At 66.8% G+C, this 24636-nt stretch carries 27 protein-coding genes; 9 read left to right on the top strand and 18 right to left on the bottom strand.

The window, feature by feature from the left end; all coding sequences use genetic code 11:
* Positions 1–569 (bottom strand): gamma-glutamyltransferase (locus ACIQ3R_RS01235; protein ID WP_397414158.1); only part of this gene is annotated, 569 nt, incomplete at its 3' end.
* An 86-nt stretch (positions 570–655) separates the two neighbouring features.
* Between ACIQ3R_RS01235 and ACIQ3R_RS01230 the strand changes: the two genes are divergently transcribed.
* Positions 656–1126 (top strand): hypothetical protein, encoded by a 471-nt coding sequence (locus ACIQ3R_RS01230; protein WP_397414156.1) that lies wholly within the window; start codon positions 656–658, stop codon positions 1124–1126.
* A 3-nt stretch (positions 1127–1129) separates the two neighbouring features.
* Here ACIQ3R_RS01230 and ACIQ3R_RS01225 read toward each other — a convergent pair whose 3' ends face one another.
* The 4 genes from ACIQ3R_RS01225 to ACIQ3R_RS01210 all read right to left on the bottom strand — a co-directional run bounded on the left by ACIQ3R_RS01225 (position 1130) and on the right by ACIQ3R_RS01210 (position 4831).
* On the bottom strand, positions 1130–1777 hold the full coding sequence (locus tag ACIQ3R_RS01225; RefSeq protein ID WP_397414163.1) for a class I SAM-dependent methyltransferase: 648 nt from the start codon (positions 1775–1777) through the stop codon (positions 1130–1132).
* A gap of 16 nt (positions 1778–1793) precedes the next feature.
* Positions 1794–2873 (bottom strand): phosphotransferase family protein, encoded by a 1080-nt coding sequence (locus ACIQ3R_RS01220; protein ID WP_397414154.1) that lies wholly within the window; start codon positions 2871–2873, stop codon positions 1794–1796.
* Positions 2874–2935: 62 nt separating this feature from the next.
* Positions 2936–3670 (bottom strand): N-formylglutamate amidohydrolase, encoded by a 735-nt coding sequence (locus tag ACIQ3R_RS01215; protein WP_397414152.1) that lies wholly within the window; start codon positions 3668–3670, stop codon positions 2936–2938.
* A gap of 81 nt (positions 3671–3751) precedes the next feature.
* Complete coding sequence (locus tag ACIQ3R_RS01210) at positions 3752–4831, bottom strand: site-specific DNA-methyltransferase (protein WP_397414150.1); 1080 nt, start codon at positions 4829–4831, stop codon at positions 3752–3754.
* A gap of 212 nt (positions 4832–5043) precedes the next feature.
* On the opposite strand from ACIQ3R_RS01210, the gene ACIQ3R_RS01205 reads away from it, so the two are divergent.
* Complete coding sequence (locus ACIQ3R_RS01205) at positions 5044–5976, top strand: alpha/beta hydrolase (RefSeq protein ID WP_397414147.1); 933 nt, start codon at positions 5044–5046, stop codon at positions 5974–5976.
* 4 nt (positions 5977–5980) lie between these two features.
* Here the strand turns inward: ACIQ3R_RS01205 and ACIQ3R_RS01200 are convergent, their stop codons facing one another.
* The gene (locus ACIQ3R_RS01200; protein ID WP_397414145.1) at positions 5981–6886 is read right to left on the bottom strand and encodes an alpha/beta fold hydrolase; all 906 of its coding nucleotides are present in this window, start codon (positions 6884–6886) and stop codon (positions 5981–5983) included.
* Between the two features lie 100 nt (positions 6887–6986).
* Between ACIQ3R_RS01200 and ACIQ3R_RS01195 the strand changes: the two genes are divergently transcribed.
* Positions 6987–7328: a PadR family transcriptional regulator gene (locus tag ACIQ3R_RS01195; RefSeq protein WP_397414143.1), complete on the top strand. Its 342-nt coding sequence runs from the start codon at positions 6987–6989 to the stop codon at positions 7326–7328.
* On the top strand, positions 7325–8347 hold the full coding sequence (locus ACIQ3R_RS01190) for a hypothetical protein (protein ID WP_397414140.1): 1023 nt from the start codon (positions 7325–7327) through the stop codon (positions 8345–8347). The genes ACIQ3R_RS01195 and ACIQ3R_RS01190 overlap by 4 nt, the downstream gene beginning before the upstream one ends.
* Here ACIQ3R_RS01190 and glk read toward each other — a convergent pair.
* From glk to zwf, 4 genes are read right to left on the bottom strand one after another with little or no spacing between them, the layout of a single operon-like run.
* Positions 8342–9313: a glucokinase gene (glk, locus tag ACIQ3R_RS01185; RefSeq protein ID WP_397414137.1), complete on the bottom strand. Its 972-nt coding sequence runs from the start codon at positions 9311–9313 to the stop codon at positions 8342–8344. The two genes, ACIQ3R_RS01190 and glk, sit on opposite strands and share 6 nt — an antisense overlap.
* Entirely contained in the window at positions 9313–11133 is a 1821-nt protein-coding gene (gene edd / locus ACIQ3R_RS01180) for a phosphogluconate dehydratase (RefSeq protein WP_397414135.1), read from the bottom strand. The genes glk and edd overlap by 1 nt, the downstream gene beginning before the upstream one ends.
* A 15-nt stretch (positions 11134–11148) precedes the next feature.
* On the bottom strand, positions 11149–11802 hold the full coding sequence (pgl, locus tag ACIQ3R_RS01175; protein ID WP_397414133.1) for a 6-phosphogluconolactonase: 654 nt from the start codon (positions 11800–11802) through the stop codon (positions 11149–11151).
* A gap of 4 nt (positions 11803–11806) precedes the next feature.
* Positions 11807–13270 carry a glucose-6-phosphate dehydrogenase gene (zwf, locus tag ACIQ3R_RS01170; RefSeq protein WP_397414130.1) on the bottom strand — a complete coding sequence of 488 codons (1464 nt, stop codon included), beginning with the start codon at positions 13268–13270 and terminating at the stop codon, positions 11807–11809.
* 157 nt (positions 13271–13427) lie between these two features.
* On the opposite strand from zwf, the gene ACIQ3R_RS01165 reads away from it, so the two are divergent.
* Positions 13428–14582 (top strand): serine hydrolase domain-containing protein, encoded by a 1155-nt coding sequence (locus ACIQ3R_RS01165; protein WP_397414128.1) that lies wholly within the window; start codon positions 13428–13430, stop codon positions 14580–14582.
* Positions 14583–14584: 2 nt separating this feature from the next.
* Here ACIQ3R_RS01165 and serA read toward each other — a convergent pair whose 3' ends face one another.
* The 4 genes from serA to ACIQ3R_RS01145 all read right to left on the bottom strand — a co-directional run bounded on the left by serA (position 14585) and on the right by ACIQ3R_RS01145 (position 18420).
* The gene (gene serA / locus ACIQ3R_RS01160) at positions 14585–16159 is read right to left on the bottom strand and encodes a phosphoglycerate dehydrogenase (protein WP_397414127.1); all 1575 of its coding nucleotides are present in this window, start codon (positions 16157–16159) and stop codon (positions 14585–14587) included.
* Positions 16160–16290: 131 nt separating this feature from the next.
* Positions 16291–17460, bottom strand: a complete 1170-nt coding sequence (locus ACIQ3R_RS01155) for a phosphoserine transaminase (RefSeq protein ID WP_397414125.1) — start codon at positions 17458–17460, stop codon at positions 16291–16293.
* A gap of 111 nt (positions 17461–17571) precedes the next feature.
* On the bottom strand, positions 17572–18000 hold the full coding sequence (locus tag ACIQ3R_RS01150; RefSeq protein WP_397414123.1) for a hypothetical protein: 429 nt from the start codon (positions 17998–18000) through the stop codon (positions 17572–17574).
* Positions 18001–18084: 84 nt separating this feature from the next.
* A complete protein-coding gene (locus tag ACIQ3R_RS01145; RefSeq protein ID WP_397414120.1) occupies positions 18085–18420 on the bottom strand; it encodes a hypothetical protein in 336 nt (111 codons plus the stop codon).
* A gap of 206 nt (positions 18421–18626) precedes the next feature.
* Here ACIQ3R_RS01145 and ACIQ3R_RS01140 point away from each other — a divergent pair, with 206 nt between their 5' ends.
* Together ACIQ3R_RS01140 and ACIQ3R_RS01135 are read left to right on the top strand one after the other, a co-directional pair.
* Positions 18627–20525: an ATP-binding protein gene (locus ACIQ3R_RS01140; protein ID WP_397414118.1), complete on the top strand. Its 1899-nt coding sequence runs from the start codon at positions 18627–18629 to the stop codon at positions 20523–20525.
* A 121-nt stretch (positions 20526–20646) separates the two neighbouring features.
* Positions 20647–21063, top strand: a complete 417-nt coding sequence (locus ACIQ3R_RS01135; protein ID WP_397414116.1) for a hypothetical protein — start codon at positions 20647–20649, stop codon at positions 21061–21063.
* A gap of 17 nt (positions 21064–21080) precedes the next feature.
* Here the strand turns inward: ACIQ3R_RS01135 and ACIQ3R_RS01130 are convergent, their stop codons facing one another.
* The 3 genes from ACIQ3R_RS01130 to thiD form a co-directional block, all read right to left on the bottom strand.
* The gene (locus ACIQ3R_RS01130; protein ID WP_397414114.1) at positions 21081–21896 is read right to left on the bottom strand and encodes a PhzF family phenazine biosynthesis protein; all 816 of its coding nucleotides are present in this window, start codon (positions 21894–21896) and stop codon (positions 21081–21083) included.
* Positions 21897–21962: 66 nt separating this feature from the next.
* Positions 21963–22532, bottom strand: a complete 570-nt coding sequence (locus ACIQ3R_RS01125) for a nucleotidyltransferase family protein (protein WP_397414112.1) — start codon at positions 22530–22532, stop codon at positions 21963–21965.
* Positions 22529–23329, bottom strand: coding sequence for a bifunctional hydroxymethylpyrimidine kinase/phosphomethylpyrimidine kinase (gene thiD, locus ACIQ3R_RS01120; RefSeq protein ID WP_397414160.1), 801 nt, complete (start codon positions 23327–23329; stop codon positions 22529–22531). Before thiD ends, ACIQ3R_RS01125 begins: the two co-directional genes overlap by 4 nt.
* Positions 23330–23418: 89 nt before the next feature.
* On the opposite strand from thiD, the gene ACIQ3R_RS01115 reads away from it, so the two are divergent.
* Complete coding sequence (locus ACIQ3R_RS01115; protein WP_397414110.1) at positions 23419–23721, top strand: ArsR/SmtB family transcription factor; 303 nt, start codon at positions 23419–23421, stop codon at positions 23719–23721.
* On the top strand, positions 23718–24248 hold the full coding sequence (locus tag ACIQ3R_RS01110; protein WP_397414108.1) for an SRPBCC family protein: 531 nt from the start codon (positions 23718–23720) through the stop codon (positions 24246–24248). The genes ACIQ3R_RS01115 and ACIQ3R_RS01110 overlap by 4 nt, the downstream gene beginning before the upstream one ends.
* Before the next feature lie 171 nt (positions 24249–24419).
* Here the strand turns inward: ACIQ3R_RS01110 and ACIQ3R_RS01105 are convergent, their stop codons facing one another.
* The gene (locus tag ACIQ3R_RS01105; protein ID WP_397414105.1) at positions 24420–24605 is read right to left on the bottom strand and encodes a hypothetical protein; all 186 of its coding nucleotides are present in this window, start codon (positions 24603–24605) and stop codon (positions 24420–24422) included.
* Positions 24606–24636 lie beyond the last annotated feature (31 nt).

The raw sequence follows: 24636 nt of genomic DNA, 5'->3' as shown, positions 1-24636 counted from the left end.
TGGGCTACCGGCGCCCCGGTCTCGGCGTGGCCGATGGCGGGCTGTAGCACCGTCTTCCAGGGCAGCTTGCCGAACCTCTGATGCAGGCTCCACCAGGCGTCGACCGCGCCAGGAACGCTGACCGTCACCGCCCCGTGCGAGGGAATCAGGCCCTCGGCGTTGGCCCGGCTGCGCGCCGTCGCCAGGCTGAGGCCGCGTGGACTGCGGCCCGACCCGTTCAGGCCCACGACCTTGCGCGACTTCGGGTCCCACAATAGCGCGAAGGCGTCGCCGCCGATGCCGCAGGCGATGGGCTCGGCGAAGCCCAGCACCGCGTTGGCCGCGATCGCGGCATCCACGGCCGAGCCCCCGGCCTTCAGCATTTCGATAGCCGCCAGAGTCGCCAGCGGGTGCGCCGTCGCCGCCGCGCCGTTGCGGCCCCAGGCGGCGGATCGGCCCGCGAAGGCTGCGCCGGCGACCCGGTCGCCTAGCCGCACATCCGGGCGACCGAGGCCCAGGTTGGGCACGGCGAAGGCGGGGGCGGCGATGGCGCCGGCCGGTACGGCGGCGAGGAAGGTGCGGCGATTCATCTCAGGCTCCCGGTCTACTCTTCAGGGTTCTAGCAGATGCGCGGCGACGCGCGCTAAGCTCCTCGCCTTTCATCCAGGGAGCGCTCATGTCCGCCCGTCTGTTGATCGCCGCTGCAGCGGTCCTGCTTTCAGCAGGGGCGGCTCAGGCTCAGGAAGCCGAGCCGCCGACCCAGCTCTCGCTGATCTGCACCGGATCGGACGCGGTGCTGTTCGCCATGGCGCCCAACACCCTCAATGGCCGCCGCTACGGTGCCGGCATGGCCTTCGGTCAGGGACGCGGCGCCGCCCAGTTGGAGGTCAAGGTCGATGGCGCGGTGGTCCGAGCTCTGCCGCCCAAGTCGTCGGTACCGCTGCTTTCGCGGGGCGATGACGAGGCCGGCTGGTACACGCTCTCTGAGGTCAAGATCGAGCCTACCCAGATCGAAGGCCGCATCCGCTGGAACGCCCTAGACCGCGAACGCCTGCGCATCGATCGCCGCACCGGCCTCGCCACCTTCGGGAATTTCCGCGGCGTCTGCCAGCCCGTGGCCGAGACCCAAGGCGCCGTGCGGTTCTGAAGACTACGGCAGCGCCCAAACCGCCGTGCGCTTGATCTCCATGTCCTCCAGCTCGCGCGTCGTTGGCACTTGGTACTCCGCCAGCTTCACCAGCCCCGTGCGCGGGAAGTAGCTCCGGCCCGGGTCGCCGATCAGCACGGTCGCGCCCCGCGACCGGACTTCACCCAGCCAGGCCATGACCCGATCCGCCAGCGGCTTCTCGTAGCAGATGTCGCCCGCCAGGATGACCTCCGCCCAGGCGGGGGCCGGGGCGTCGAGCAGGTCGGCATCGGTGAAGTCGACCACCAGTCCATTGGCCTCCGCGTTCAGCGCCAGCGCCGCGCCGCAGAACGGATCGATGTCTGCGGCCAGCACGCGCGCCGCGCGGGCCCGCGCCGCCGCCAGCGCCACGATGCCCGAGCCTGAGGCGAAATCGATCACCGCGCGGCCGGTCACGATTTCAGGGTGATCGAGCACATAACGCGCCAGCGCCTGGCCGCCTGCCCAAGCGAAGGCCCAGAAAGGCGGCGGCAGGCCGATCTCGGCCAGCGCCTCTTCAGTCAGCCGCCAGATCGGCGTCACCTCGTCGGCGAGGTGCAGCTCAAGCTCGGGCGTATGCGGCGGTCGCTGTCGGCGCGTGTGTTCGAGAATGAACGCGCGGGGGTCCGCGATGGGCTGCGCGATCCGACTAAGCCCCCGCCTTCTGCGCGTAGGCCCAGCTCATCTGCGCAAGGCCCAGCACCCGGGGCGCCATATTGGCTGCGTCCGGATGGTTGGCGGTGCCGTCCCGAACCCGACCCAGGATACCTTGCAGGATGCCTGCCAGCTTGAAGGCGTTGTAGGCGAAAAACCAGTTGAGGTCGGAGATGCCGGGCCGGCCGGTCAGGCCGCAGTAATACTCCACCGCTTCTTCGAAGGTCGGGATGCCATGCGCCTTCAGGTCCGGGATCGTCGAGATCGTGCCGTTCACCCAGCCCATCAGCACATAGGTGAAATCCGCCAGCGGATCGCCCAGCGTGCCCAGCTCCCAGTCGAGCACCGCGGTCACTCGCGATTCCGTGGGATGGAAGATCATGTTGTCGAGCCGGTAGTCGCCGTGGACGATGGAGGTCCGATCCTGCTCGGGCAGGCTCTTGGGAAGCCATTCGATCAGCCGCTCGATCTCCGGAATGTGGACCGTCTCCGAGGCCTTGTACTGCTTGGCCCAGCGGTCCACCTGGCGGCCCATATAGTTGCCGGGCTTGCCGTAGTCGGAAAGGCCGATGGCCGCGTAGTCCGTGTTGTGCAGGTCGGCCAGCGTCTTGATCTTGGCCTTGAAGATAGCGTTCCGCTCGGCCGGCGCGCATTGCGGCAGGCTCTGGTCCCACAGGATACGGCCCTCGACCATCTCCATCACGTAGAACCAAGTGCCTATCACCCCGTCGTCGGTGCACAGGCCATAGGGCCGCGCCACCGGAAACCCGGTCGGGTGCAACGCCGAGATCACCTTGAACTCGCGGTCGACCGCGTGCGCCGAGGGCAACAGCTTGCCCGGCGGCTTGCGCCGCAGCACGTATTTCCGGCCGGGCGTGATCAGCTGATAGGTCGGGTTCGACTGCCCGCCCTTGAACTGGCGCACCTCCAGCGGGCCTTCAAAGCCCTCGACATTGGCGCGCATCCAGCCGAGCAGCGCCGCTTCATCGAACCGATGGCTCTCGGCTACCTCTTTGGTGCCGGTGTTGGCCTGCTCCCGCGCCTGCTCGGCGGCCACATCCGTGGTCTCAACCATGGCGTTGTCTCCCTCGCATCTTGTCGGCCCGCGTTGTGGCGCCGGGGCGTCCAGGGGGCAAGCTAGCTGAGCGCCTCTGCGATCAGCGCCGCCATCGCCGTGCAGCCGGCAGGGTCAGCCAGTTCGTCCTGCCGCACCTCCAGCTCGAGATAATCGATGCCACGCGGGTCACAGTGGTGGGGCACGGTGAAGTCCGTGCCATCCATCTGGTAGGGCTGGTTGTCGCCTACCGCCGCCGCGCCCAGCTGGGCGCGCAGCCGGCCGAGCACCCGCAGGCTCAGGGCCGAGTCTGCCCGGTGTAGCACGCCCATCCGCCACGGCCGCGCCTGGCGCTGCATCGCCGGCGTGAAGGAATGCAGCGCGACCAGTGTCGTCGCTGGGCCGGCGTCGAGCGCGGCGGCGATGGCCGCATGGTAGGGCTCGAAGATCGCCCTCAGCCGTAGCGCCCGCGCCTCGGCGCTCAGGTTCGCATTCCCCGGGACGCGTGTTCCGTCGCTCTCGGTGACGATCGAACCCGGATGATCGGGGTGGCGGTTGCAGTCGATCACTAGGCGTGACCAGCGCTGGTGGATGAAGGTCGCATCAAGGCGGCGGGACAGCTCGCTCCCCAGCCCCTCAACACCCAGATCACAGGCGATGTGGCGCCTCAGATCCGCCGGTCCGACGCCTAGGCCTTCCAGGCCGGGTGGAATGGCGAGGCCTGCATGATCGCCGACGAGCAGGTACCGCGACGGGGCGGCGGGCCTGAGCACGTCAAATGCGGGCGTAAACGCGACGTCCGGAAGGTCGGGACTCATACGACTTTCGGCCTCCTGCCGGACTTCGCTTCGGGGAGGGACCGTACGCCAGCACCATCCGCCTTGAGCCCTGGTCGAGTCTTAGACCGGCATCTGCGCCCGCACCCGCTCGCGCAGCACATCGATCGGGGCCAGGCCCTTGTCGGTCTTGAAATGCCAATAGGTCCAGCCGTTGCAGGCCGGGGCCGATTGCACCATCGCGCCGACCTTGTGGATCGAGCCCGACAGTTCGCCCACGGCCAGGCTGCCGTCGGCGCGCACGCGGGCGGCGTGGCGACCCTTGGGGCAATAGAGCACGTCACCGGGCCGCAGCAGGCCGGCTTCCACCACCGCGCCAAACGCCACGCGTGGCTCGGATCGCTTGGAGCCGGTGACCGCCATCTCCTCGGCGGTGGCCGGGATCACGCGGGCGATCCGCGCCTCGGCGATCTTGGCGTATTCGGTCTCGCGCTCAATGCCGATGAACTTGCGGCCCAGTCGACGCGCCACCGCGCCCGTCGTTCCCGTGCCGAAGAATGGGTCGAGTATCAGGTCGCCGGGCTTGGTCGAGGCCAGGATCACCCGGTGTAGCAGGGCCTCGGGCTTCTGGGTCGGATGGGCCTTGGCTCCCGAAGCGTCCTTCAGCCGCTCATCGCCGGTGCAGAGCGGCAGCGACCAGTCCGACCGCATCTGAAGATCGTCATTAGCCATCTTCATGGCGTCGTAATTGAAGGTGTAGCGCCGACCGCCACGGCTCTTGGTGGCCCAGATCAGGGTCTCGTGCGCGTTAGTGAAGCGGGTGCCCTTGAAGTTCGGCATCGGATTGGACTTGCGCCACACCACGTCGTTCAGGATCCAGAAGCCCAGGTCCTGCAGCGCCACGCCGACGCGGAAGATGTTGTGGTAGCTGCCGATCACCCAGATCGCGCCGTCGTCCTTCAGCACCCGGCGGCATTCGGCCATCCAGGCTCGGGTGAAGGCGTCATAGGCCGCGAAGCTCTCGAACTGGTCCCAGTGGTCGTCGACCGCATCGACCTTGGAATTGTCTGGCCGCAGCAGGTCGCCGCCCAGCTGCAGGTTGTAGGGCGGGTCGGCGAAGACCAGGTCCACTGACCGGTCGGGCAGGCGCCGAAGCTCCTCCAGGCAATCGCCGTTAAGGATGGCGTCGATCGGCGGGCCCATGCGTCTCCCCGGAAACAGCGCGACAAGCCGTCTCCATGCCGCCCACATGGTGAACGTCCCGTCAACGACACGCGGACACCCTTCCTCCGCTCGCCCCGATGAAGGCCGGTATCCAGCTTTACCCACCTGCGGCCGGGTGGAGGTATGGATATCGGTTAGTTCCGTGCGTTCGGTGGTTCCATATCGCCATGCACCCGTGTCCAATGGCGGCGATGCGCATCGTGCTTCTTGTGATCCTTGTTCTGGCCGGGGCCTGGGCGACCGCCGCCGTGGCGACCGAGGCGTTCAGCCGCTGGCACAAGCCGCGCGGCCAGATGATCGACATCGGCGGCCGGTCGCTCAGGCTGGTCTGCATGGGGCCGAAGTCCGAACGGCCGGTAATCTGGATGGAGGCGGGCGCCTTCTCCGGCGCGGCGGACTTCGGAGCCATCCAACAGAAGCTGGCGGCGAGGGGTCTTCGTTCCTGCGCATATGACCGGGCGGGCATGGCCTATTCTGATCCGGGGCCCAGGCCCCGCGACGGCGACGCCATCACCACAGACCTGGAGGCGTTGATCGCGCGCTCGGGTGAGGCCGGGCCGTTCGTGTTCATGGGGCACTCCATGGCCGGCCTCTATGTGCGCCAGTACGCGGCGCGCCATCCCGACCAGGTGGTGGGCCTCGTGCTGTTGGATGCTGTGACGCCCGAGATGGTCGGGCTGCCCGGCGCCCAGCGGCTCATCGACGGGATGACAACCTTCGCGCGAGTGGCTGCCGCGACTGGCAGCCTGGGCCTGACTAAGCCGCTCTACTTCCTGGGCGACCGCATCGGCTTGCCGCCCGAGGCCAAGACCGAGAAGCGGCGCGGCTTCATCTCCGGTCGTCAGAGCCGCAATGCGCTCGCCGAGGTGCTTGGCTGGCGCACCGCAGTCGACCAGGCTGCCGCCCCGCTCGATCCAGCGTGGCCGGTGGCGGTAATCACCGCCGGGCCCGAGTCGCCGCGGATGGACATGTGGAACGCTGTCCGTCACGCCCCGGCGCGGGACGCCCGCCACGGCCGCATCGAAAACATCGAGCAGGCCACCCACACAACGATGCTCGGTCTAGTCCATGGCGACCGAGCCGTGGCGGGCGTCGAGTTTGTTTTGGAGAAGGCGGGGCGCTGACCGCTTAAGGGCGGGCTTTCAACCAGTCCTTGATGGCGCGGTTCACCAACGGCGCGGCGTCATGCTGCACGAAGTGGGCGGCGTTCGGTATCATCAGGATCGTGGTGTCGGCATCGATCCAGTTCCACGTGCCCGCGTGGCCGGCGGCGTCAAGCGCGGTGTCTTTCATGCCGTGGATCACCAGTACCGGAACCTTGACCCTCGGCGGCGCGGCCGGTGTGATCGCGGAGGCTGCGCCGGTCCCGCTGGGATAGTTGGCGCGGTAGTAGTTGAGCATGGCGCCGAAGTCGGAGCGCTTGAACGCCTCGACATAGCCGGGCTTTTCCTTGGCGTCCTGGACCCAGCCGGCCAACCCCTCGGCGGTCAGGTTCTTCTCGAAGCCGGGCTGCTGGAAGTTGCGGGCGTACTGGCTGTTCTTCTGTTGCTCGACGTTGGTCGCCATCTCGCGGGCGAAGCCGACGGGATGCGGCACGCTCATGATCACCAGTCGCCGCACCAGATCGGGCCGGTTGAACGCAACCTGCCAGGCGATCGCCGCACCCCAGTCGTGACCGATGATGATGGCGTCCTTCTGGCCTTCCGCGGCGACCACCGCGGCCACGTCGGCCACCAGATTGGGCATAGCGTAGGCGGCCACCCCGGCCGGTTTGTCAGACAGGTTGTAGCCTCGGCCATCCAGCGCCGCCGTGCGGTACCCGGCCTTGGAAAGCTCGGCCATCAGGGGCTTCCAGGTCGCCCAGTAGTCGGGAAAGCCATGGATCATCACCACCAGGGGTCCCTGGCCCTCGACCATGTAGTGGATTTTCACCCCGCCGTTGTCGGCCATGCGGCTCTGCGACGCCGCCTGGGCGAGGCCCGGTAGGGCTGCAAGGCCAATAGCCGCCGCCAGAGCGACCCATGAACACTTCATCGAACTCTCCTATGGTCGCGGCGACCCTACGCCGCCAGGCCGCCGTCGCCATACTGTGCGGTAGACACTATGTGTCACACAGTGTATGCCGCACAGGACCATGCCGAACGACCCCGAAATCTTCGAGTCCCTCCGGCAGGAACTGCGCCGCGGCTCCTTGATCCTGGCGGTGCTGGGTCAACTTCGCGCCGAGCACTACGGCTACACGCTGCGCAAGGCGCTGGCCGACGCGGGCGTGGAGATCGAGGAGGGAGCCCTCTATCCCATGCTCCGCCGGCTGGAGGCCCAGGGTCTGCTGCTCAGCGAGTGGCGCGAGGAGGAGCGGCGCAACAAGCGCTTCTACCGCCTCTCGCACGAAGGCCGCGTTGTGCTCGACCGGCTCGTGGAGGCGTGGAGCGGCCTGAACGCCTCCATCACCGACATCCTTGAGACCAAGCCATGACAGACCTCGTGGAACGATATCTTTCCGCCGTCGCGCGCGAACTGCCCGAACGTCAGCGCAAGGACATCATCGCCGAGCTGCGCGAGGATCTGCTGTCCCGCATCGAACGCCAGGAAGAGGCCCAAGGCGCGCGCCTGATACGCGACGACCTGGAGCGCGTTCTGCTGGACTATGGCAACCCATTGGTCGTTGCGGGTCGCTATCGCTCCACCCAGCACCTAATCGGGCCGGAAATGTTCCCTCTGTGGTGGGTGGGGATCAAGTGGTCGCTCAGCGTGGTGGCTGGGATTTACACTGTCCTGTTCATCCTGGCTGCGGGCTTCGACCTCGACGCCATGCGCGTGGTCGCGAACGGGACCGCGGCGGGATCGAGTGGAGAACGCGATGAACTGCCAGGTCTGGTCACCACGCTCCTGATGGCGTTCGGCGCCGTCACCGCCGCAGCTGCAATCGGAGAGCGGATGGGATGGAGCCGGCGGCTCTACCGCTGGAAGCCGCGCGAACTGCCGCCCGTGGGTCAGAAGTCGCCGACGCCTTTCGAACGCGTCGTGGAGATCAGCATGATGGCGATCTTTGTTTCCTGGTGGACCGGCTGGATCAGTCTTGGCGGCGTACTGTCGTCCGGCCCGTTTGGCGGGGTTCTCTCGGTCGGCGCACTGCAGATCACATTGGCCCCAATGTTTGAGCGCTGGTTCTGGCCGGTGCTGACCTATGCCCTCGTAGAAATCTCGGTGAACGCCCTCGGACTTGCTCGACCCGGATTGACGCGCCTCAACATGGCTTTGACCCTGACGCGATGGGTGGCGCTGGCCGCCCTTATGCTAGCCATGTTCCGCGACGGGCCCTGGCTTGTCGTGAACTCGACAGTCGTGGCGCCGGCGGAACTGGCCTACGCCAATGACCGCTTCAATGAAGGCATGCGGCTCGGCTTCCTCATCACTTTGGGGGTGGCGCTGATCATGTCCGCCATCAACGCTCATCGCCTTCGGCAGATCATGCGATCCGGGGGCGATCTATAGGCGTTCCAGCTGTCCCAGCTCCCGGGCGCATCCGAGGATGGCCGGGTAGGGGTGGAGAACCAGGTACGTGGGGATGTCCTTGAGATAGCCTGAAAGCCGGCCCTTTTCCTCGAAACGCTCGCGGAAGGCGCCGCCGGCGATGCGCTCGGCGATCCGGGGCGCGATACCGCCCGAGACGAACACCCCGCCGCGTGCGCCGAAGGTCAGCGCCAGGTCGCCGGCCGCGGCGCCCAGCATGCTCACGAACCGATCCAGCGTCTCGGAGGCGACCGGATCGCCTACCAGACCTTCAGTGGTCACCTCGGCCTCATTGGCCAGCGCGGGCCTCTGGCCCTTGAGCTCGCTCAGGGTGCAGTAGAGATCGTACAGTCCCTGACCTGAGAGAATTCGCTCGATCGAGACGCGACCGTGGCGCGCCAGCAGCCGTCTCCAGACCTCGATCTCTACCTCGTCGGTGGGCGAGAACCCAGCATGACCGCCCTCAGTGGCGATGGCGATGTCGCCGCGCTCGCTGCGCGCAAGGGCCGCCACGCCGAATCCAGTGCCGGCGCCAAGCGCCACGATCGGACAGTTATGTGGGCCGCGAGGCAGGGCGGGGCCGAGGGTGCGCAGGTCCGGTCCCTCAAGCTCAGGGCAGGCTAACGCCTGGGCGGCGAAGTCGTTGATCAGCTCGACCGCCTCCAACTCGAACTGCGCGAGCAGATCGCCCTCCGACACCGTCCAGTGCAGGTTGGTGAATTCGATCTCACCGTCCAGCACCGGTCCGGCGACAGCGACGACCGCCCGGGGCGGGCACTTCTTGCCAGCGGTCGTCTCGATGTAGTCGGCGATGATCTCCGGCAGGCCGTCATAGTCGCGACAGGCGTAGGTGCGGGGATGGCGCACATGGCCCTGGGCGTCGACCAAGGCGAAGCGGGCGTTGGTGCCGCCCACATCGCCGACGAGTCCGATCCATTGGGACCGCATCAGACGGCCTCGTATAGCGCACAGGCGCCTGCATCGGCGGGGCCGACCGCCCGACGCATCCAGCCGAACAGCTCGCGGCCGTAGCCGCGACCTGCAGGAGGCGCGATCGCGGCCTCGCGGGACATCAACTCCTGGGGATCGATCGCGATGTCGAGCCGTCCCGCCTCGGCGTCGAGCCGGATCACGTCGCCGTCGCGGACGCGGGCCAGCGGGCCGCCGCCATAAGCTTCCGGGGTCACGTGGATCGCGGCGGGCACCTTACCGCTGGCGCCTGACATCCTCCCGTCGGTGACCAACGCCACCTTGAAGCCCTTGTCCTGCAACAGACCCAGCACCGGCGACAGGGAATGCAGTTCCGGCATGCCGTTGGCGCGCGGGCCCTGGAAGCGCAGCACGGCCACGAAGTCGCGCTCCAGCTCGCCCCGCTTGTGGGCCGCAATCAGGGCGTCCTGGTCGTCAAACACGCGCGCCGGCGCCTCGACGCGGCGATGCTCGGGCTTGACCGCCGAGGTCTTGATCACCCCGCGCCCCAGCGGGCCGGAGATCAGGCGCAGGCCGCCCTCGGCCTCGAACGGATCATCGGCAGGGCGCAGGATGTCGCGGTTGAGGCTCTCCGCCGCACCCTCGCGCCAGGCCAGCGCACCGTTGTTCAAGAAGGGTTCCTGGGTGTAGCGGGAGAAGCCCTGGCCGGCGACGGTCAGCACGTCGTCGTGGACGAGGCCGCAAGCCAGCAGGGTGCGGGTTACAAAGGCCATGCCGCCGGCGGCATGGAAGGCGTTCACATCCTCGGAACCGTTGGGATAGACCCGGGCGATAAGCGGCGTGACGCGGGAAAGGTCGTCCATATCCTCCCAGGTGATACGCAGGCCCGCCGCCCGGCCCATGGCCAGGATGTGCAGCGTGTGGTTGGTCGAGCCGCCAGTGGCCAGCAGGCCCGCCATGGCGTTGACTAGGCTCCTGGCGTCAATGACCGAGGCGAAGGGGGCGTAGTCGTTGCCGCCGTCGCGGATCTCCACCGCTCGCTTCGCCGCCGCCGCCGTCAGGGCGTCGCGCAGCGGGGTGTTGGGATGCACGAAGGCCGCGCCTGGCAGATGAAGGCCGGTCATCTCCATCATCATCTGGTTGGAGTTTGCGGTGCCGTAGAAGGTGCAGGTGCCTGGTCCGTGGTAGGACTTCATCTCCGAGTCCAGCAACTCCTCGCGCGTCGCCTTGCCCTCGGCGTAGAGGCCGCGCACGCGGGCCTTTTCGGCGTTGGAGATGCCAGATGTCATCGGTCCGGCTGGGACGAAGATGCTCGGCATGTGCCCGAAGGCGGCCGCGCCCATGAACAGGCCCGGCACGATCTTGTCGCAGACACCAAGCATCAGGGCCGCGTCAAAGGCGTCGTGGGTCAGCGCCACGCCAGCGGCCATTGCGATGGCGTCTCGGGAGAACAGCGACAACTCCATGCCCGGCCGGCCCTGGGTGACGCCATCGCACATGGCGGGAACGCCCCCGGCCACCTGGGCCGTGGCGCCGGCCTCGCGGGCGGCCGCGCGGATGATGTCGGGGAACCGCTCATAGGGCTGATGGGCCGAGAGCATGTCGTTGTAGGCGGTGACCACTGCCAGATTGGGCGCGTTCGGATTGCGCAAGGTGGCCTTATCGCCGTCGGGCTGGGCAGCGAAGGCGTGGGCCCAGTTGGCGCAGGAGAGTTTCCCTCGTCCCGGGCCCAGGGCGCGCGCCTCGGCCATGCGGTCCATATAGTCGGCGCGATCCTCGGCGCTGCGCGCGATGATCCGGGCGGTCACTTCGGCGGTGACGGGGTTGAGCGCGGTCATGGTCGAAGGGACTCCTTACTCGGGGCGCCAGAAGATGCGCGTCCGGCCGGACGATTGCGAGATCAGGCGGCCGACCGGCAAGTCTTCGCCGGCCAATGCACGCGCCAGCACCGCGCGCTTAGCCTCCCCAGAGATACAGAGGAAGATGGCGCGCGCATCGATCAGCGCCGATAGCGTCAAGGTGATGCGCGCCAATGGTGGTTTGCCTAGTCCCGGCGGAACCTGGCGCAGGAATTCGGGCGTGTTCAGCGCGTCCGGGAGGCCTGGGTCGCCAGGGATCAATGATGCGATGTGGCCATCTTCGCCCATGCCCAAGAGCACGGCGTCGAAGGGGCGTAGCGGCATCAGGTCGGCGGCCTCTGGCGCGGGCCACAACGGGTGGAACCGGGCGCCGGCGGCTGGACCGGCGAGCAGGCGCTCGCGGACCAATCGGGCGTTGGAATCGGCGTGGTCTGCGGCGACGCACCGCTCATCCGAGAGAGTGACATCGATGCGGCTCCAGTCGAGATCGGATCTCGCCAGCCGGTCATAGATCGCGCCCGGCGAACGGCCGCCGGTGGCGACCAGCGTTGCGCGCGGTCGGGACGTGAGCCCTTGCGCGAGGCTGCGCAATACCGCCGCCGCCGCCGCCTCGGTCAGAGCTGCCTCATCGGCGAAGGTCTCTATCACGTCCTTAGTCCGACCAGTCGCGCCCGAAACGTTCGATCAGACCGAAGGCGCCGGGTGGTCCCCAGCTTCCGGCCGGGTAAGGCTTTGGCGCGATCCGCGCCTCGGTCCAGGCCTTTGCGACGCCGTCGACCCAGCGCCAGGCTTCTTCCACCTCGTCGCGACGGACAAACAGCGTGGCGTCGCCGCCGATGGCGTCGAGGATCAGCCGCTCATAGGCGATCTGTCGCCGCGCGCCGGGACCCTCGAAGGTTTTCAGCAGCGACAGCGAGAGCGGCAGCGACTGCAGGCGCATGCCGCCCTGATGCAGTCCGGGCGCCTTGTTCATCAGTGTGAGCTTGATGTCTTCGTCCGGCTGTAGGTCAATCACCAACCGGTTGGGCGCCAGGTCCTGAGTAGAGGCCTGGCCGAAAATCGAGTGCGGCACCGGTTTGAACTGCAGCGCGATCTGGGTGCGCTTCTCAGGCATCCGCTTGCCCGTTCGCAGGAAGAACGGCACGCCGGCCCAACGCCAGTTGTCGATGTCGGCCCGGAGCGCAACGAAGGTCTCGGTGCCAGTGGGCTGACCACGCTCTGCCTCGTAGCCGGTCACGGTCTCGCCCGCCACCACGCCGGGCCCGTACTGGCCGCGCACCGAACGCTCAGCGGCGTCGACCCGGGTGAAGCGGCGCAGAGAACGAAGCACCTTCACCTTTTCGTTGCGCACCGAGTCTGGGGCCAGATCGGCTGGCGGCTCCATGGCCACGAGGCAGAGGAGTTGCAGCATATGGTTCTGCAACATGTCGCGAAGCGCGCCGTACTCATCGTAGTAAGGCCAACGAGCGCCGACACCGCCAGTCTCCGCCACGGTGATCTGTACGTGGTCGATTGTCAGGTTGTTCCACAGAGGCTCAAAGATCGCGTTGGCAAAGCGCAGCGCCAGCAGGTTCTGGACAGTCTCCTTGCCGAGATAGTGGTCGATGCGGAAGGTCCGCTCTTCGCTAAACACCGCGCCAATAGCGTCGTTGATCTGGCGTGAGGTCTCCAGGTCGCGTCCGATTGGCTTTTCCAGGATGATGCGCGCACCTGGGCCCGCCAGCCCCGCTTCTCCCAGCGCGTTGACCACCGGGATGTAGAGGCTGGGCGAGATGGCCAGAAAGAACACGGGGCGCTGGACGCCGGCCAGCGCCTCGGTGAGAGGCGCCGCGCCGCCGGGCTTTGCCAGATCGGCGGAGACGTAGGTGATGCGGTTTGCGAACCGGCCCCAAACGGCCGCATCGATGGGCTCGAGGCGTTCATCGATCGCCGCACGCGCCTGGGTCAGGAAGCTCTCGCGATCGAGCGCCGTGCGCGCTGTCGCGACGATCCGGAAGTCCGCGGCCAGGAACCCGTCGGCGTCGAGATAGAATAGCGAGGCCAGCAACATACGCCGCGCCAGATCGCCGGTGGCTCCCAGCAACACCAGGGCGTCGGCGGCAAGGGTTTGAGGCATAGGCGGGTCCTTGGAGAGCGGCGTGGTGAGTGATCCCTATGGGGCGCCCGGGTCAAGGGGCCGGTAGGAAGTGCGCCAGGGTCTCAGCGACTGGTAGATGACGGGCGAAGGCAAGCCGGGCCATATGTCGCTATCACCACCCCCGGGAGATGAATCGGTGTCCGTAAAGTTCGAAGCCGCCGTGGCCCGGGCCGTTGAGACCCAACGGATCGCTGGCGCGGTGGCCATAACCGTTAACCGAGAGGGCGAGACCTACGCTCACGCCGCCGGGCGCCGCGCGGTTGACGCCGACGCGCCGATGGATGCCGACACGATTGTCTGGCTGGCCTCGATGACCAAGGCTGTAACCTCGGTCGCCGCGCTGCAGCAGGTTGAGCAGGGACGTCTCTCTCTGGACGGCGACCTATCGGGCCTGATCCCGGAGTTCCGCGACCTTAAGGTGCTCGACGGCTTCGGCGCCGATGGCGCCCCCCAGTTTAGGCCGGCGCAAAGGGCGATCACTTTGCGCCAGTTGCTGAGTCACACCTCCGGCTTCGGCTACGCGTTCACCAGCCCAGAACTCGGCCGCTATGGCGACACCTTGGATCGGCCACTTCTGGACGGCTCTCGCGCTTGCCATGTCCAGCCTCTGCTGTTTGATCCGGGCGAGGGCTGGCTCTATGGTATCGGAATCGACTGGGCGGGCCTGGCGATCGAGGCGGCTACCGGGCGGCGGCTGGACGCGGTGGTCGTGGAGACCCTGCTCGGGCCGCTCGGCATGAACGAGACGGCGTTCAGTGTGCCGGAGACACTGGCGCACCGACGCGCCGCCATTCACGCTCGGCTGCCCGAGGGCGGTCTGACGGTGTTTCCCTTCGAGTTGCCGCCTGAGCCCGAGGTCATCGGTGGCGGAGGCGGGCTCTACGGCACGGTGCGTGACTATGGGCGGTTCGTGCGCATGCTGCTGGGCGGCGGCGTACTGGAGGGCACCCGGGTGATATCTCCTGAGACGGCGGCGCTGATGGGAATGGTCGAGACTGGTCCGCGTCGCGCCGGCTACATCAAGAGCGCTCTGCCGTTCATGAGCCACGACTTCGAGCCCTATCCCGACATGCGTACGGGTCACGGCATGATCTCGATGATCACCCCGGAACCGACGCCGGAGGGCCGCAGGCCCGGGACCCTCGCCTGGGCGGGTCTTGCCAACACCTACTGGTGGGCCGACCCCGAGGCCGGGGTCGGCGGGGTTCTGGCCACCCAGTTGATGCCCTTCGCCGACCCGGAAGTGCTGGCGCTCCTGGGACTTCTGGAGCGCTCAGCCTACGGGACCTGACTTCAGAATTTCAGGACGCGTGCTTCCTTAACGTGCGGCAGGGCCTGGATGCGGGCCAGCAACTTGGCGTCCGGTTCATGGTCGACGCCGACCAGTGCGATGGCGTCGTCGCCAGCGTCGATGCGGCCGAGATTGAAGGTGGCGATGTTGACGCCCGCCTCTCCGAGGAGACCGCCCAGCGCGCCGATGAAGCCCGGCTTGTCTAGGTTGTTGATGTAGAGCATGCGCGGCAGGAACGGGGCGTCGAGATCCATCCCCTTGACCTCGACGATGCGAGGGCCGCCGGCCATCACCGAACCTGCGAACGAGCGCTTGCCCTTGTCGGTTGTGACCGTGATGCGCACCAGACTGTCGAAGATCGGAGAGTCGTCCTGGCGGCTCTCCGAGACCACCACGCCGCGCTCCCTGGCCACCGCCGGGGCGGAGACCATGTTGATCTCGGCCAGCATCGGCCGCAGCACGCCGGCCAACGCCGCAGCGCTGAGCGGGCGGGTGTTGAGCTTGGAGACCTCGCCCTCGTAGGCGATGTCGACGGCCTTGATCCCGTAGTCGAGCATCTGGCCGGCCAGCGCGCCGAGCTTCTCGGCCAACGCCACGAACGGCTTCAGGCGCGGCGCTTCCTCGGCCGTCACCGAGGGGCTGTTCAGCGCATTGGTCACCGCGCCGGTGAGCAGATAGTCGCTGATCTGTTCGGCCACCTGCAGGGCGACATTCTCCTGGGCCTCATTGGTCGAGGCGCCGAGGTGCGGCGTGGCGATGAAGTTGGGCGCGCCGAACAGCACGTTCTCTCTGGCCGGCTCCGCTATGAAAACGTCGAACGCGGCGCCGCCGACCTGACCGCTTTCCAGAGCCGCGCGCAGCGCCGCTTCATCGACCAGGCCGCCACGGGCGCAGTTGATGATCATCACCCCGCGCTTGGTCTTGGCCAGCGCTTCGGCCGAAAGGATGTTGCGGGTCTTGTCGGTCAGCGGCGTGTGCAGTGTGATGAAGTCGGCCCTGGCCAGCAGGTCTTCCAGTTCGACCTTCTCGACCCCCATTTCCACGGCGCGCTCGGCAGACAGGAACGGATCATAGGCGACGACCTTCATCTTCAAACCCAGCGCCCGGTCCGCGACGATGCCGCCGATGTTGCCGGCTCCGATCAGGCCGAGCGTCTTGGCGTAGAGCTCCACGCCCATGAAGCGGCTCTTCTCCCACTTGCCGGCCTGGGTGGAGACGTCGGCGGCGGGGAGCTGACGGGCCAGCGCGAACATCATCGCGATGGCGTGTTCGGCGGTGGTGATTGAGTTGCCGAAGGGCGTGTTCATGACTACCACGCCTGCGGCCGTGGCAGCCGGGATGTCGATGTTATCGACGCCGATGCCGGCGCGACCGATAACCTTCAGGTTCTTGGCGGCGGCGATGACATCCTTGTTGGGCTTGGTGTCCGAACGGACCACGAGGCCATCATAGTCGCCGATGACGGCGATCAACTCGTCCTTGGAAAGGCCGGTCTTTATGTCGGCGTCAACGCCGCGCTGGCGGAAGATGTCGACGGCGGCGGGGCTGAGGCTGTCAGCGATGAGAACGCGGGGCATGGGTTCGTTCCTTGAGTTGGCAGGCCCCTCCACCGCTTCACAGTCCCCCCTCCCCAAAAGGAGGGAGGGTGAGGACCCTTCGCGCTCACCCAGAAGGATGGCTGTAACGAAGCGACTGAGGGGGGATCAGATCAGGGGGTTTGCAGCTCGGCGACGAGGGTGGCGAAAGCCCAGTCGAGCCAGGGGGTCAGTGCGTCGACGTCGGAGGTCTCCACCGTAGCGCCGCACCAGATGCGCAAGCCGGGCGGGGCGTCGCGATAGCCGCCGATATCCAGCGCTACGCCTTCCTTCTCCAGCATCGCGGCGAGCTTCTTGGCGATTTCTGCCTGGGCGTCGGCGGGCAGGCCGGCGACCCGGGGATCGACGACCTTCAGGCACACCGAGGTGTTGGAGCGGATCGAGGCGTCCTCGGCGAGGAAATCCACCCATGTCGTTTGCGCCACCCACTCGGCCAGTATCGCCAGGTTGGCGTCTGCGCGACGGCGCATCTCGGTCAGGCCACCGATCGCTTCGGCCCATTTCAGCGCATCGATGGCGTCCTCGACCGCCAGCATGGACGGCGTGTTGATGGTCGCGCCTTCGAAGATCTCGAGGTTGACCTTTCCGCCTTTGGTCATGCGGAACAGCTTGGGCATCGGCCAGGCCGGGGTGTGGCTCTCAAGGCGGGCGACCGCTCGGGGCGAAAGGATCAGCACGCCGTGCGCGGCTTCGCCGCCGAGCGCCTTTTGCCAGGAAAAGGTCACCGCATCGATCTTGGTCCAGTCGAGATCCTGCGCGAAGGCCGCCGAGGTGGCGTCGCAGATCACTATGCCCTCGCGGTCTGCGGCGATGAAGTCGGCATTGGGCACGCGGACGCCCGAGGTGGTGCCGTTCCAGGTGAAGACCAAGTCGGCGTCCTTGCGGACTTTCGAGAGGTCGGGAAGCTGGCCATAGGGTGCATCCAGCACCTCCGCCGGGATCTTCAGTTGCTTGGTGACGTCGGTCACCCAGTCCTTGCCGAAGCTCTCGAAAGCGAGCAACTGCACCGGGCGCGGTCCCAGCATCGACCACATGGCCATCTCGACCGCGCCGGTGTCGGATCCAGGCACAATGCCGATCAGGAAGTCGTCGGGGACCTGCAGCACGGACCGCGTACGGTCGATCGCTTCCTGCAGGCGCGCCTTGCCGATCTTCGACCGGTGCGACCGGCCTAGCACTGCGGATTTCAGGTTTTCTGGAGTCCATCCGGGGCGCTTGGCGCACGGGCCGGAAGAGAATTCAGGGCGAGCCGGACGCAGCGCCGGCTTGGCGAGGGTGTTCATAGCGATGTCTCCCATCCTTGCAGATGGGCAGCGCCCCGTTGGGGGGGCGTGGCCCGCGCGGCAAAAGCCAGCGTTCTGGCCCGGGCGCAAGCAAAAGTTTTGGCGGCTGCGTCAGGATCGACTGGCGACCACGCGGCGGCGCCAGGCGAACGCGGTGCCCACCACAATGCAGAGGATGATGGCCATGAAGTTGATATTGTTGATCATGGCGTGGAGCAGGTCACGCTCCCGCCCGGTCACCAGATAGAACGATCTCAGACCGAACTGCGCCGCATAGATCAGCATGGCCGCGCCCAGCCACAGGCGTCCATACAACAGCGTCATGGCCAGGAATCCCAGCGCGGTGATCCCATCGAGAATCAATCCGACCAGGTAGCCGAGGTCGTCTTCGACCAGGTTTCCAAGCGTGAGGGCCAGCGCGGCATTGATCAGAATGACCAAGGCGCCGATGCGTTCGGGCGGCCCGCCCTTCCAGAGCCCGAACGCGCAGCCGAGCACAACCAGGATCAGAAGCGTCTGAACGATCGGCGAAGCAGGCATGGCAAGAGACCCTAGACCATGCCAGGGGCTCTCAACCAGTTAATCTCCCGCAACAAACCGTGAGCGGGAGGAAATCGCGTTGGGTCAGCCGAAGTCGCGCAGCGTCGTCGTTGCAGCCGGAGCGGCGGCGACGGGCTTGTCTTCAAGGCCCAGCTTGGTGCGAATGCCAAGGCGGAGCTTTGCTTCGGTCAGTTCACCGTGCACGCCTACCATGGCCGAACGGGCTTCGCTGAGCGCCTTCAGGGCCTCCAGCATTTTCACCTGCACATCGTCCGCGAAGACGAGCGAGGCCTTAACGTCCTTGCGGGCCGTCAGCATTTCGCTGAGCAGTTCCGAGGCTTCGACCATGGCGGCGTCGACGGCGGCCTCGGTCGAGAACAGCTTGGCGGCCACACGCTTGGCCACGAACACCTTTTCCATGTTGGAGCACCCTCTAATAAATTGCCCGACACCCGTTAAGGTAAAGAAAAGGTAACCATACACGCAACCGATTCATGGGTTGTTAACCATAATAAATTCCGCCAGCAGTTGTATCGTGGCGCCGAAGACACAGTTAACGTCGCCCAACCCCTGCCGAATTGGCCGCCCGAAGCGATCCGTTAGGACAATCCGGCTATTCCCGGCTCATGGGCGGAACCGGCACCCACATCGCGCCAGACTCAATCCGATCCACCGCGCCGGGTGCGACGTTCCACGCGCGCGTCGCGGGCGTGGGTTTGATCACCACGGTCGTGGTGCTGATGGCCGCGTGCGCCACCTTCATGCTTCAACAGTGGGCCGTAGCCCGAACGCACTCCGAGCGGTTTCATGCCGAGATGGCTGAGGTGGTCGCCCGGGTCGCCGCACCTTCCATGGCGGTCGAACATGGCGCCCATCTAGCCACCGACCTCGACGCGCTGCGCGCAAGCCACGACGTGATCTCAGCTCGTTTGCTGGACCCTAAAGGTCGCGAGCTCGCCGGCTTCCGCGTGCGCCCCGCCGGGGACCGACCCCTGGACATTATCGATAAGCAGGTGGTGCGCGACGGCAAGACGGTCGGTCGGCTGATCGTCGAAGCTGAACAGCCGGCGCTCGCGCCGATGTTGCCGCAGTTCATCGCCCTTACCTTCGTGCTGCTGTTCGGCGGCGTGGGCGTCGCTCTCTTTCTGGCCCGCAGCCTGGCTGCCAAGGTGATCCAGCCGGTGCAGAGCCTGTCGGACGCCATGCACGACGTCGCTGCCGGCGGCAGTTTCGATCCGGTGCCGGTCGACGCCTCGGACGCGCTGTTCAAGAGCCTGACTGAGAGCTTCAATCACCTGCTGGCCAAACTGGGCGAGCGTGAGGGCGACCTGAAGACCACCCTGCGCGAGTTGGAACAGGCTCGCGACGCCGCCAACGCCGCCAATGTGCTGAAGACCCAGTTCCTGGCCAATATGAGCCACGAAATCCGGACGCCGTTGAACGGCGTGCTGGCCATGGCCGAAGTGATGGCGCTCGGCGACATGGAGCCAGTCCAGCGCGATCGGCTGGACGTCATCCGTCGTTCGGGTGGGCTGCTCTTGGCGGTGCTGAACGACGTGCTCGATCTATCCAAGATTGAAGCCGGGAAGCTGACGCTGTTCGAAGATGACTTCGACCTCGAAGCGGCCATGGAGCAGGTCCGGGAAACCTTCGCCGTGGTCGCGGAAGCCAAGGGCCTGGCCTTCGAGATGAGCGTGGCTGAGGACATGCGGGGCTGGTGGCGCGGTGACGTAGACCGCCTCCGCCAGATCGTCGGCAACCTGGTCTCCAACGGCGTGAAGTTCACCTCCCAGGGCTCTGTCTCAGCGCGGGTGGAAGCCGGCGTGGCCGGCGGACTCAAGATCATAGTCCAGGACACCGGCGTCGGCATCGCGCAGGAAAAGATACCGGGACTCTTCGAAAAGTTCACCCAGGCCGACAATTCAGCAACGCGCCGCTTTGGGGGCACGGGGCTCGGCCTCGCGATCTGCCGCGAGCTGACCCAGATGATGGGCGGGGTGATCAACGTCGAGAGCCGCGAGGGCGAAGGCTCAATCTTCACAGTCGAGCTGCCGTTGGAACAAGGCCGGCCGGCCAACATGCAGGTTGTCGAACCGCCGGGCGCTGACGCGGATCGGGATCTCCGCTTGCTGGCTGCCGAGGACAACCCCACCAACCAGCAGGTTCTGGCCGCCGTCCTCGGATCGCTCGGCATTGAGGCGCACATTGTTGGTAACGGCCGCGAGGCAGTTGAGGCTTGGCGCGCCGGCGCCTATGATCTGATCCTGATGGATATCCAGATGCCGGTGATGGACGGCATCAGCGCGGCCCAGGCGATCCGCCAGGCCGAAAAGGCGACGGGCCGCAGGCGCACCCCGATCGTTGCCCTGACTGCCAACGCCCTGACCCATCAGGTCGAGGAGTATCTGGCCGCCGGCATGGAGGCCCACGTGGCCAAGCCCATCGAGATCGCCCGGCTCTATGATGCGATCTCCACCGTCCTTAATGCGGCGGCTACCGGCTCGAACGCCTCCCATGCGGCCTAATCGCGGCTTCATCTAGCTGAACCACGGCCAACCGCGCGGCTCAGACGCGCTTCAGGCGCATCGTGGTGATCTCCCGTCATGCCGGGGCGATCCCGTCCGGCATGAGACGAGGAGTTCGGTGATGACCCTGACCCGAAAGATTTTTGCGGCGGCCGTGGTCGCTTTGGCCGCTTTCACCTTTACGGCGCCGGCCCTGGCCCAGCCCGGCGGCTACGACCATAGCTACGAACAACGCGACGAGCGCCAAGGCCGCTGGGGCGACACCCGCATGAACCACGAGCACGGCCCCGACCGCGCCCGTCAGGCCGTCCTCAGAATCGACGCGGGTCTCCGCAGTGGTCGGCTCACGTCGCGCGAAGCCTGGCGCCTGCGGGACGATCTGGGAGACCTGGCGCGCCTGGAGATCAGGTTGCGTCGCGACGGTTTGACCTGGCGCGAACGCAAGCGGCTCGACCATCACTGGGACGACCTGATGGCCGAAATCCGCGACCAGTCCCGCGATCGACAGTATGGTTATGGTTACGGCTGGCGTCGCTGACCTGACCGGGCGCCGCTTCAGCTCAGCCTGAGGCGGCTCTCGACCACCGTCACCGCCTTGCCGAGCAGCCGTACGCGGTCGCCCTGCGCGACGCAGACAAGGTCCCCGCCGCGGCCCGGATAGGCCTGATGGAAGCGAAGCTCGGTGCGCCCGAGCTTTTCCGCGAACAGCGGCGCCAGGATGCAATGGAGCGATCCTGTTGCTGGGTCCTCGGGAATCCCCGATCCTGGCGCGAAGAACCGGTCGATCACGTCGTATCCCGAGCCGGCCGGCGCCACGGCCGCGACGCCGATGTTGCCGCGGCCGCCGGTGGCCTCGCCGGAGATGCGGCCGATGGCCGGGATGTCCGGGTTGAGCGCCCGCACTGTCTCTGCGTCGTCGAACACCGCCACAAGGTAGGACGCCGCCCACACCTCCGTTGGCGTCGCGCCCAGCGCTTCTGTCAGGCCCGCAGGGATCGAGGTGTGCACCGGCGGCTGGGCCGGGAAGTCCATCTCATAACCCTCGCCGGCGCGGGCCACGGTCAGGGGCCCTGAGGCGGTGTCGAAGGTGATTCGCGCCGCAGTGACCCGCATCTCCTCCAATAGCGCGTGGGTCGCGGCCAGGGTCGCGTGGCCACACAACGGAACCTCCAGCTTAGGCGTGAACCAGCGCAGCCCGAACCGCGCCGGGTCGTCCGTGCGCAGGAGGAAGGCCGTCTCCGCCTGGTTGTTCTCAGCCGCGAGCATCTGCATCCAGCCCGCCTCGGGCCAGGCATCAAGGGGTTCGACCACGCAGGCCGGGTTGCCCCGGAACGGTCGGTCGGCGAAGGCGTCTATTGTCCACTGGCGCATGAGCGGCCACTTGCGTTCCGCGGGACAGCCCGGCAAGGGCCAGTTCCACCGAGGCGGACGTGAGGCTTACCCCTCCAGCACCGTCAGTTCCGGCCACCGCGCCTTGGCCTTGATCGACACCGCCGGATAGTTCCGATTGGGCCGTGACGGGTTCGGCCGCATTGTAAGCGAGAACAGGTCTTCAAGGCCGAAGGGCGCCACGATGGTCATCCGGTCTTCCGCCTCCAGCCGCACGGCCACCGCGTGCAGCGGGCTCATAAAACGGCTTACCGCCTCGGCGCTGGAGGACACCGGCGCATAGGTCTCGCCGAAATGGCTTTCGAACCAGAGGTGCACGCGGGCCTGATTGCGCACTTCGACCATCTCGCGGAGCGGCGGCTCGAATGCTGCGGCCGCGCGCCGGATCACAACGTCCTCGGCCTCGTAAGAGACGTCTGACGCGTCGAAATAGGCGACGTCATAGTCCTTGATGCCGGCATCAAGCGGACGCCCTGTGAGATCGTTGATCACACGCTGATAGATGGCGCCGGCGAACAACAGCGGGTCCGGAAGATCGAGATCGCGCACGACCTCCAACACATGCATCAGCGGCTCTGATCGCCGCAGGATGGTCTCCAATTGGGCTTCCAAGCTCACCTGCGCCCCCGTAGCGGCCACCCATGGTCCAGCGGCCCGTGGCCAGCGCCCAGGCCTGGCGCGGTCTCAATGGCGCAATGCACATAGTCCCAGGCCCGCGCCACGGCCTGCGTCAGCGATAGACCCTGCGCCAGGCCCGCCGCGCAGGCCGAGGCCAGGGTGCAGCCGGTGCCGTGAGTGTGACGGGTCGCGATCCGAGGTCCTTCGAACGCCGTCTCCCCCTCCGGCGTCATCAGGACATCGACCAGCCGGTCGCCGGCCACATGGCCGCCCTTCATGAGCACCGCCTGCGCGCCCGCCTTGAGCAGCGCTTCGCCCGCGCGGCGGAGATCGTCAGTGGTTTCGACCGTCAGGCCCGTCAGCGCCTCAGCCTCCGGAGCGTTGGGCGTGAGTAGCGCCGCACACGGGATCAGCAGCCCGCGCACGGCCGCTACTGCTTCGGCGGCCAGCAGCGAGGCGCCGCCCTTGGCCACCATCACCGGATCGATCACCGCCGGAACCTTCGCCTCGTCGAGAAGTTCGGCGACCAGGGCCACAGTCGCGGCATCGCCCAGCATGCCGGTCTTGATCGCGTCGGCGCCGATATCGGACAGCACCGCGCGCGCCTGGGCGGCGATGATCTCCGGCGGGATCGGATGTACGCTGCTGACGCCAAGAGTGTTCTGCACCGTCACCGCTGTGATCGCGCTGGCGGCATAGCCGCCCAGAATGGTCACGGTCTTGATGTCGGCCTGCACGCCCGCCCCGCCGCCGGAATCGGAACCGGCGATGATCAGGACTCGGCCGAGATGGGGCATGGCGATGCGATAGCGGGTCGATGCAGCCAATGCACGCCCCCTAAATATTCTGTTGTAGTAATATAACTATTGCGGCATTTAATTGGGTTGTGAACCCCTTCGAAGCCCTGGCCGAGCCAAACCGACGCCGCATCCTCGACTTGCTCCGGGCCGGCGAGCGGTCGGCGGGCGACCTGGTCGCCGCGCTTTCGATAAGCCAGCCGGGTGTCTCCAAGCACCTGCGGGTGCTCCGCGAATCCGGCCTCGTGCGGGTGCGGGGCGACGGCCAGCGGCGGCTCTACAGCCTGGAGACCGCCAGTCTCGTCGAGATTGACGCCTGGCTCGCGCCCTATCGTCGCTTCTGGGCGGATCGACTGGACGCCTTGGAACATCACCTGGAGGCCGAGCAGTGAACATCCCGGAAGATCGCTTCGGAAACGTCATGCGCAACGGCGAAGGATTTGACCTTCACTATACCCGCCGTATCAAGGTGCCTATCGATCGGGTCTGGGCGGCGATCACCATTCCGGAACGGATCGCCGCCTGGTTCGCCACCGCCGATGTCCAGATCGAGATGCGTCTCGGCGGCGCCTATCGCCTGCGTTTCGGCGATGAAGGGCCCTATGCCGAGGGCGAAATCACCGCTTTCGACCCACCGCGCCTGCTGGAACACACTTGGCCCGACCCGCCCAATCCGCCGGGCCGAGTCCGCTACGAGCTCGAGCCCGACGGCGAAGGGTGCCTCCTACGCCTAACCAGTTTCGGCGTTCCGGCGCCCTACATCGGCTCGCTGGCCGGCTGGCACATCTTCCTCGACGCCATCGAACCCTCGATCGGCGGCGTCCCCGTCGAGTGGACCATGGAGGCCGAGACCACACTTATGGAGGTCTACAAGTCCCGCCTGCCGTGGCTGAAAGTGCTCGTCGACGCCGCCGCTTGAGCGTGAGGCGTCGTCTTCCTGGTGGAGAACTGCGCGGCGACCGAGGCCGATCATGGCAGCAATGGCCGGTCGGTCGCAGAACTACTTCTTATCGGTCGTCGTGCTTGAGGATGTGGTGGACCCGCTCATCGAAGGATCATCGGGCGTAGTGACCGTCACCGTGGACGACTCCTACTTGGCCGCAGGTTCCGGCGCAGGGGCCGGTGAGGTCACATTGATGTCCGGCGGATTGACGGTGACGGTTGTCTCGGCCGGTTCCACGGTCTTGGCGACGGGCGAATCCGTCTGCTGGCAGGCCGCAAGCCCCCCCGCCAGGAGGGACGTCGTCATGATCAAGGAGAGTTTGCGCAGGTTCATAAGTGTATCCTCAGTAGGGACATCCCTGGCC

The organism is Phenylobacterium sp. (assembly GCF_044371015.1).
GTDB lineage: Bacteria > Pseudomonadota > Alphaproteobacteria > Caulobacterales > Caulobacteraceae > Phenylobacterium.
Note: the sequence above shows the minus strand (reverse complement) of the source record. Positions and strands in the feature narration are given on the sequence as shown.

Coding starts and splice junctions, on each gene's coding strand:
- ACIQ3R_RS01220 (WP_397414154.1), bottom strand. CDS start 2,873: ATGGTTGAGACCACGGATGTGGCCGCCGAGCAGGCGCGGGAGCAGGCC.
- ACIQ3R_RS01150 (WP_397414123.1), bottom strand. CDS start 18,000: ATGCCTGCTTCGCCGATCGTTCAGACGCTTCTGATCCTGGTTGTGCTC.
- serA (WP_397414127.1), bottom strand. CDS start 16,159: ATGCCCCGCGTTCTCATCGCTGACAGCCTCAGCCCCGCCGCCGTCGAC.
- ACIQ3R_RS01190 (WP_397414140.1), top strand. CDS start 7,325: ATGACAGACCTCGTGGAACGATATCTTTCCGCCGTCGCGCGCGAACTG.
- ACIQ3R_RS01140 (WP_397414118.1), top strand. CDS start 18,627: ATGGGCGGAACCGGCACCCACATCGCGCCAGACTCAATCCGATCCACC.
- ACIQ3R_RS01205 (WP_397414147.1), top strand. CDS start 5,044: ATGCGCATCGTGCTTCTTGTGATCCTTGTTCTGGCCGGGGCCTGGGCG.
- zwf (WP_397414130.1), bottom strand. CDS start 13,270: ATGCCTCAAACCCTTGCCGCCGACGCCCTGGTGTTGCTGGGAGCCACC.
- edd (WP_397414135.1), bottom strand. CDS start 11,133: ATGACCGCGCTCAACCCCGTCACCGCCGAAGTGACCGCCCGGATCATC.
- ACIQ3R_RS01105 (WP_397414105.1), bottom strand. CDS start 24,605: ATGAACCTGCGCAAACTCTCCTTGATCATGACGACGTCCCTCCTGGCG.
- ACIQ3R_RS01210 (WP_397414150.1), bottom strand. CDS start 4,831: ATGGGCCCGCCGATCGACGCCATCCTTAACGGCGATTGCCTGGAGGAG.
- ACIQ3R_RS01195 (WP_397414143.1), top strand. CDS start 6,987: ATGCCGAACGACCCCGAAATCTTCGAGTCCCTCCGGCAGGAACTGCGC.
- ACIQ3R_RS01155 (WP_397414125.1), bottom strand. CDS start 17,460: ATGAACACCCTCGCCAAGCCGGCGCTGCGTCCGGCTCGCCCTGAATTC.
- ACIQ3R_RS01200 (WP_397414145.1), bottom strand. CDS start 6,886: ATGAAGTGTTCATGGGTCGCTCTGGCGGCGGCTATTGGCCTTGCAGCC.
- ACIQ3R_RS01145 (WP_397414120.1), bottom strand. CDS start 18,420: ATGGAAAAGGTGTTCGTGGCCAAGCGTGTGGCCGCCAAGCTGTTCTCG.
- ACIQ3R_RS01135 (WP_397414116.1), top strand. CDS start 20,647: ATGACCCTGACCCGAAAGATTTTTGCGGCGGCCGTGGTCGCTTTGGCC.
- thiD (WP_397414160.1), bottom strand. CDS start 23,329: ATGCCCCATCTCGGCCGAGTCCTGATCATCGCCGGTTCCGATTCCGGC.
- ACIQ3R_RS01215 (WP_397414152.1), bottom strand. CDS start 3,670: ATGAGTCCCGACCTTCCGGACGTCGCGTTTACGCCCGCATTTGACGTG.
- ACIQ3R_RS01130 (WP_397414114.1), bottom strand. CDS start 21,896: ATGCGCCAGTGGACAATAGACGCCTTCGCCGACCGACCGTTCCGGGGC.
- ACIQ3R_RS01230 (WP_397414156.1), top strand. CDS start 656: ATGTCCGCCCGTCTGTTGATCGCCGCTGCAGCGGTCCTGCTTTCAGCA.
- glk (WP_397414137.1), bottom strand. CDS start 9,313: ATGCGGTCCCAATGGATCGGACTCGTCGGCGATGTGGGCGGCACCAAC.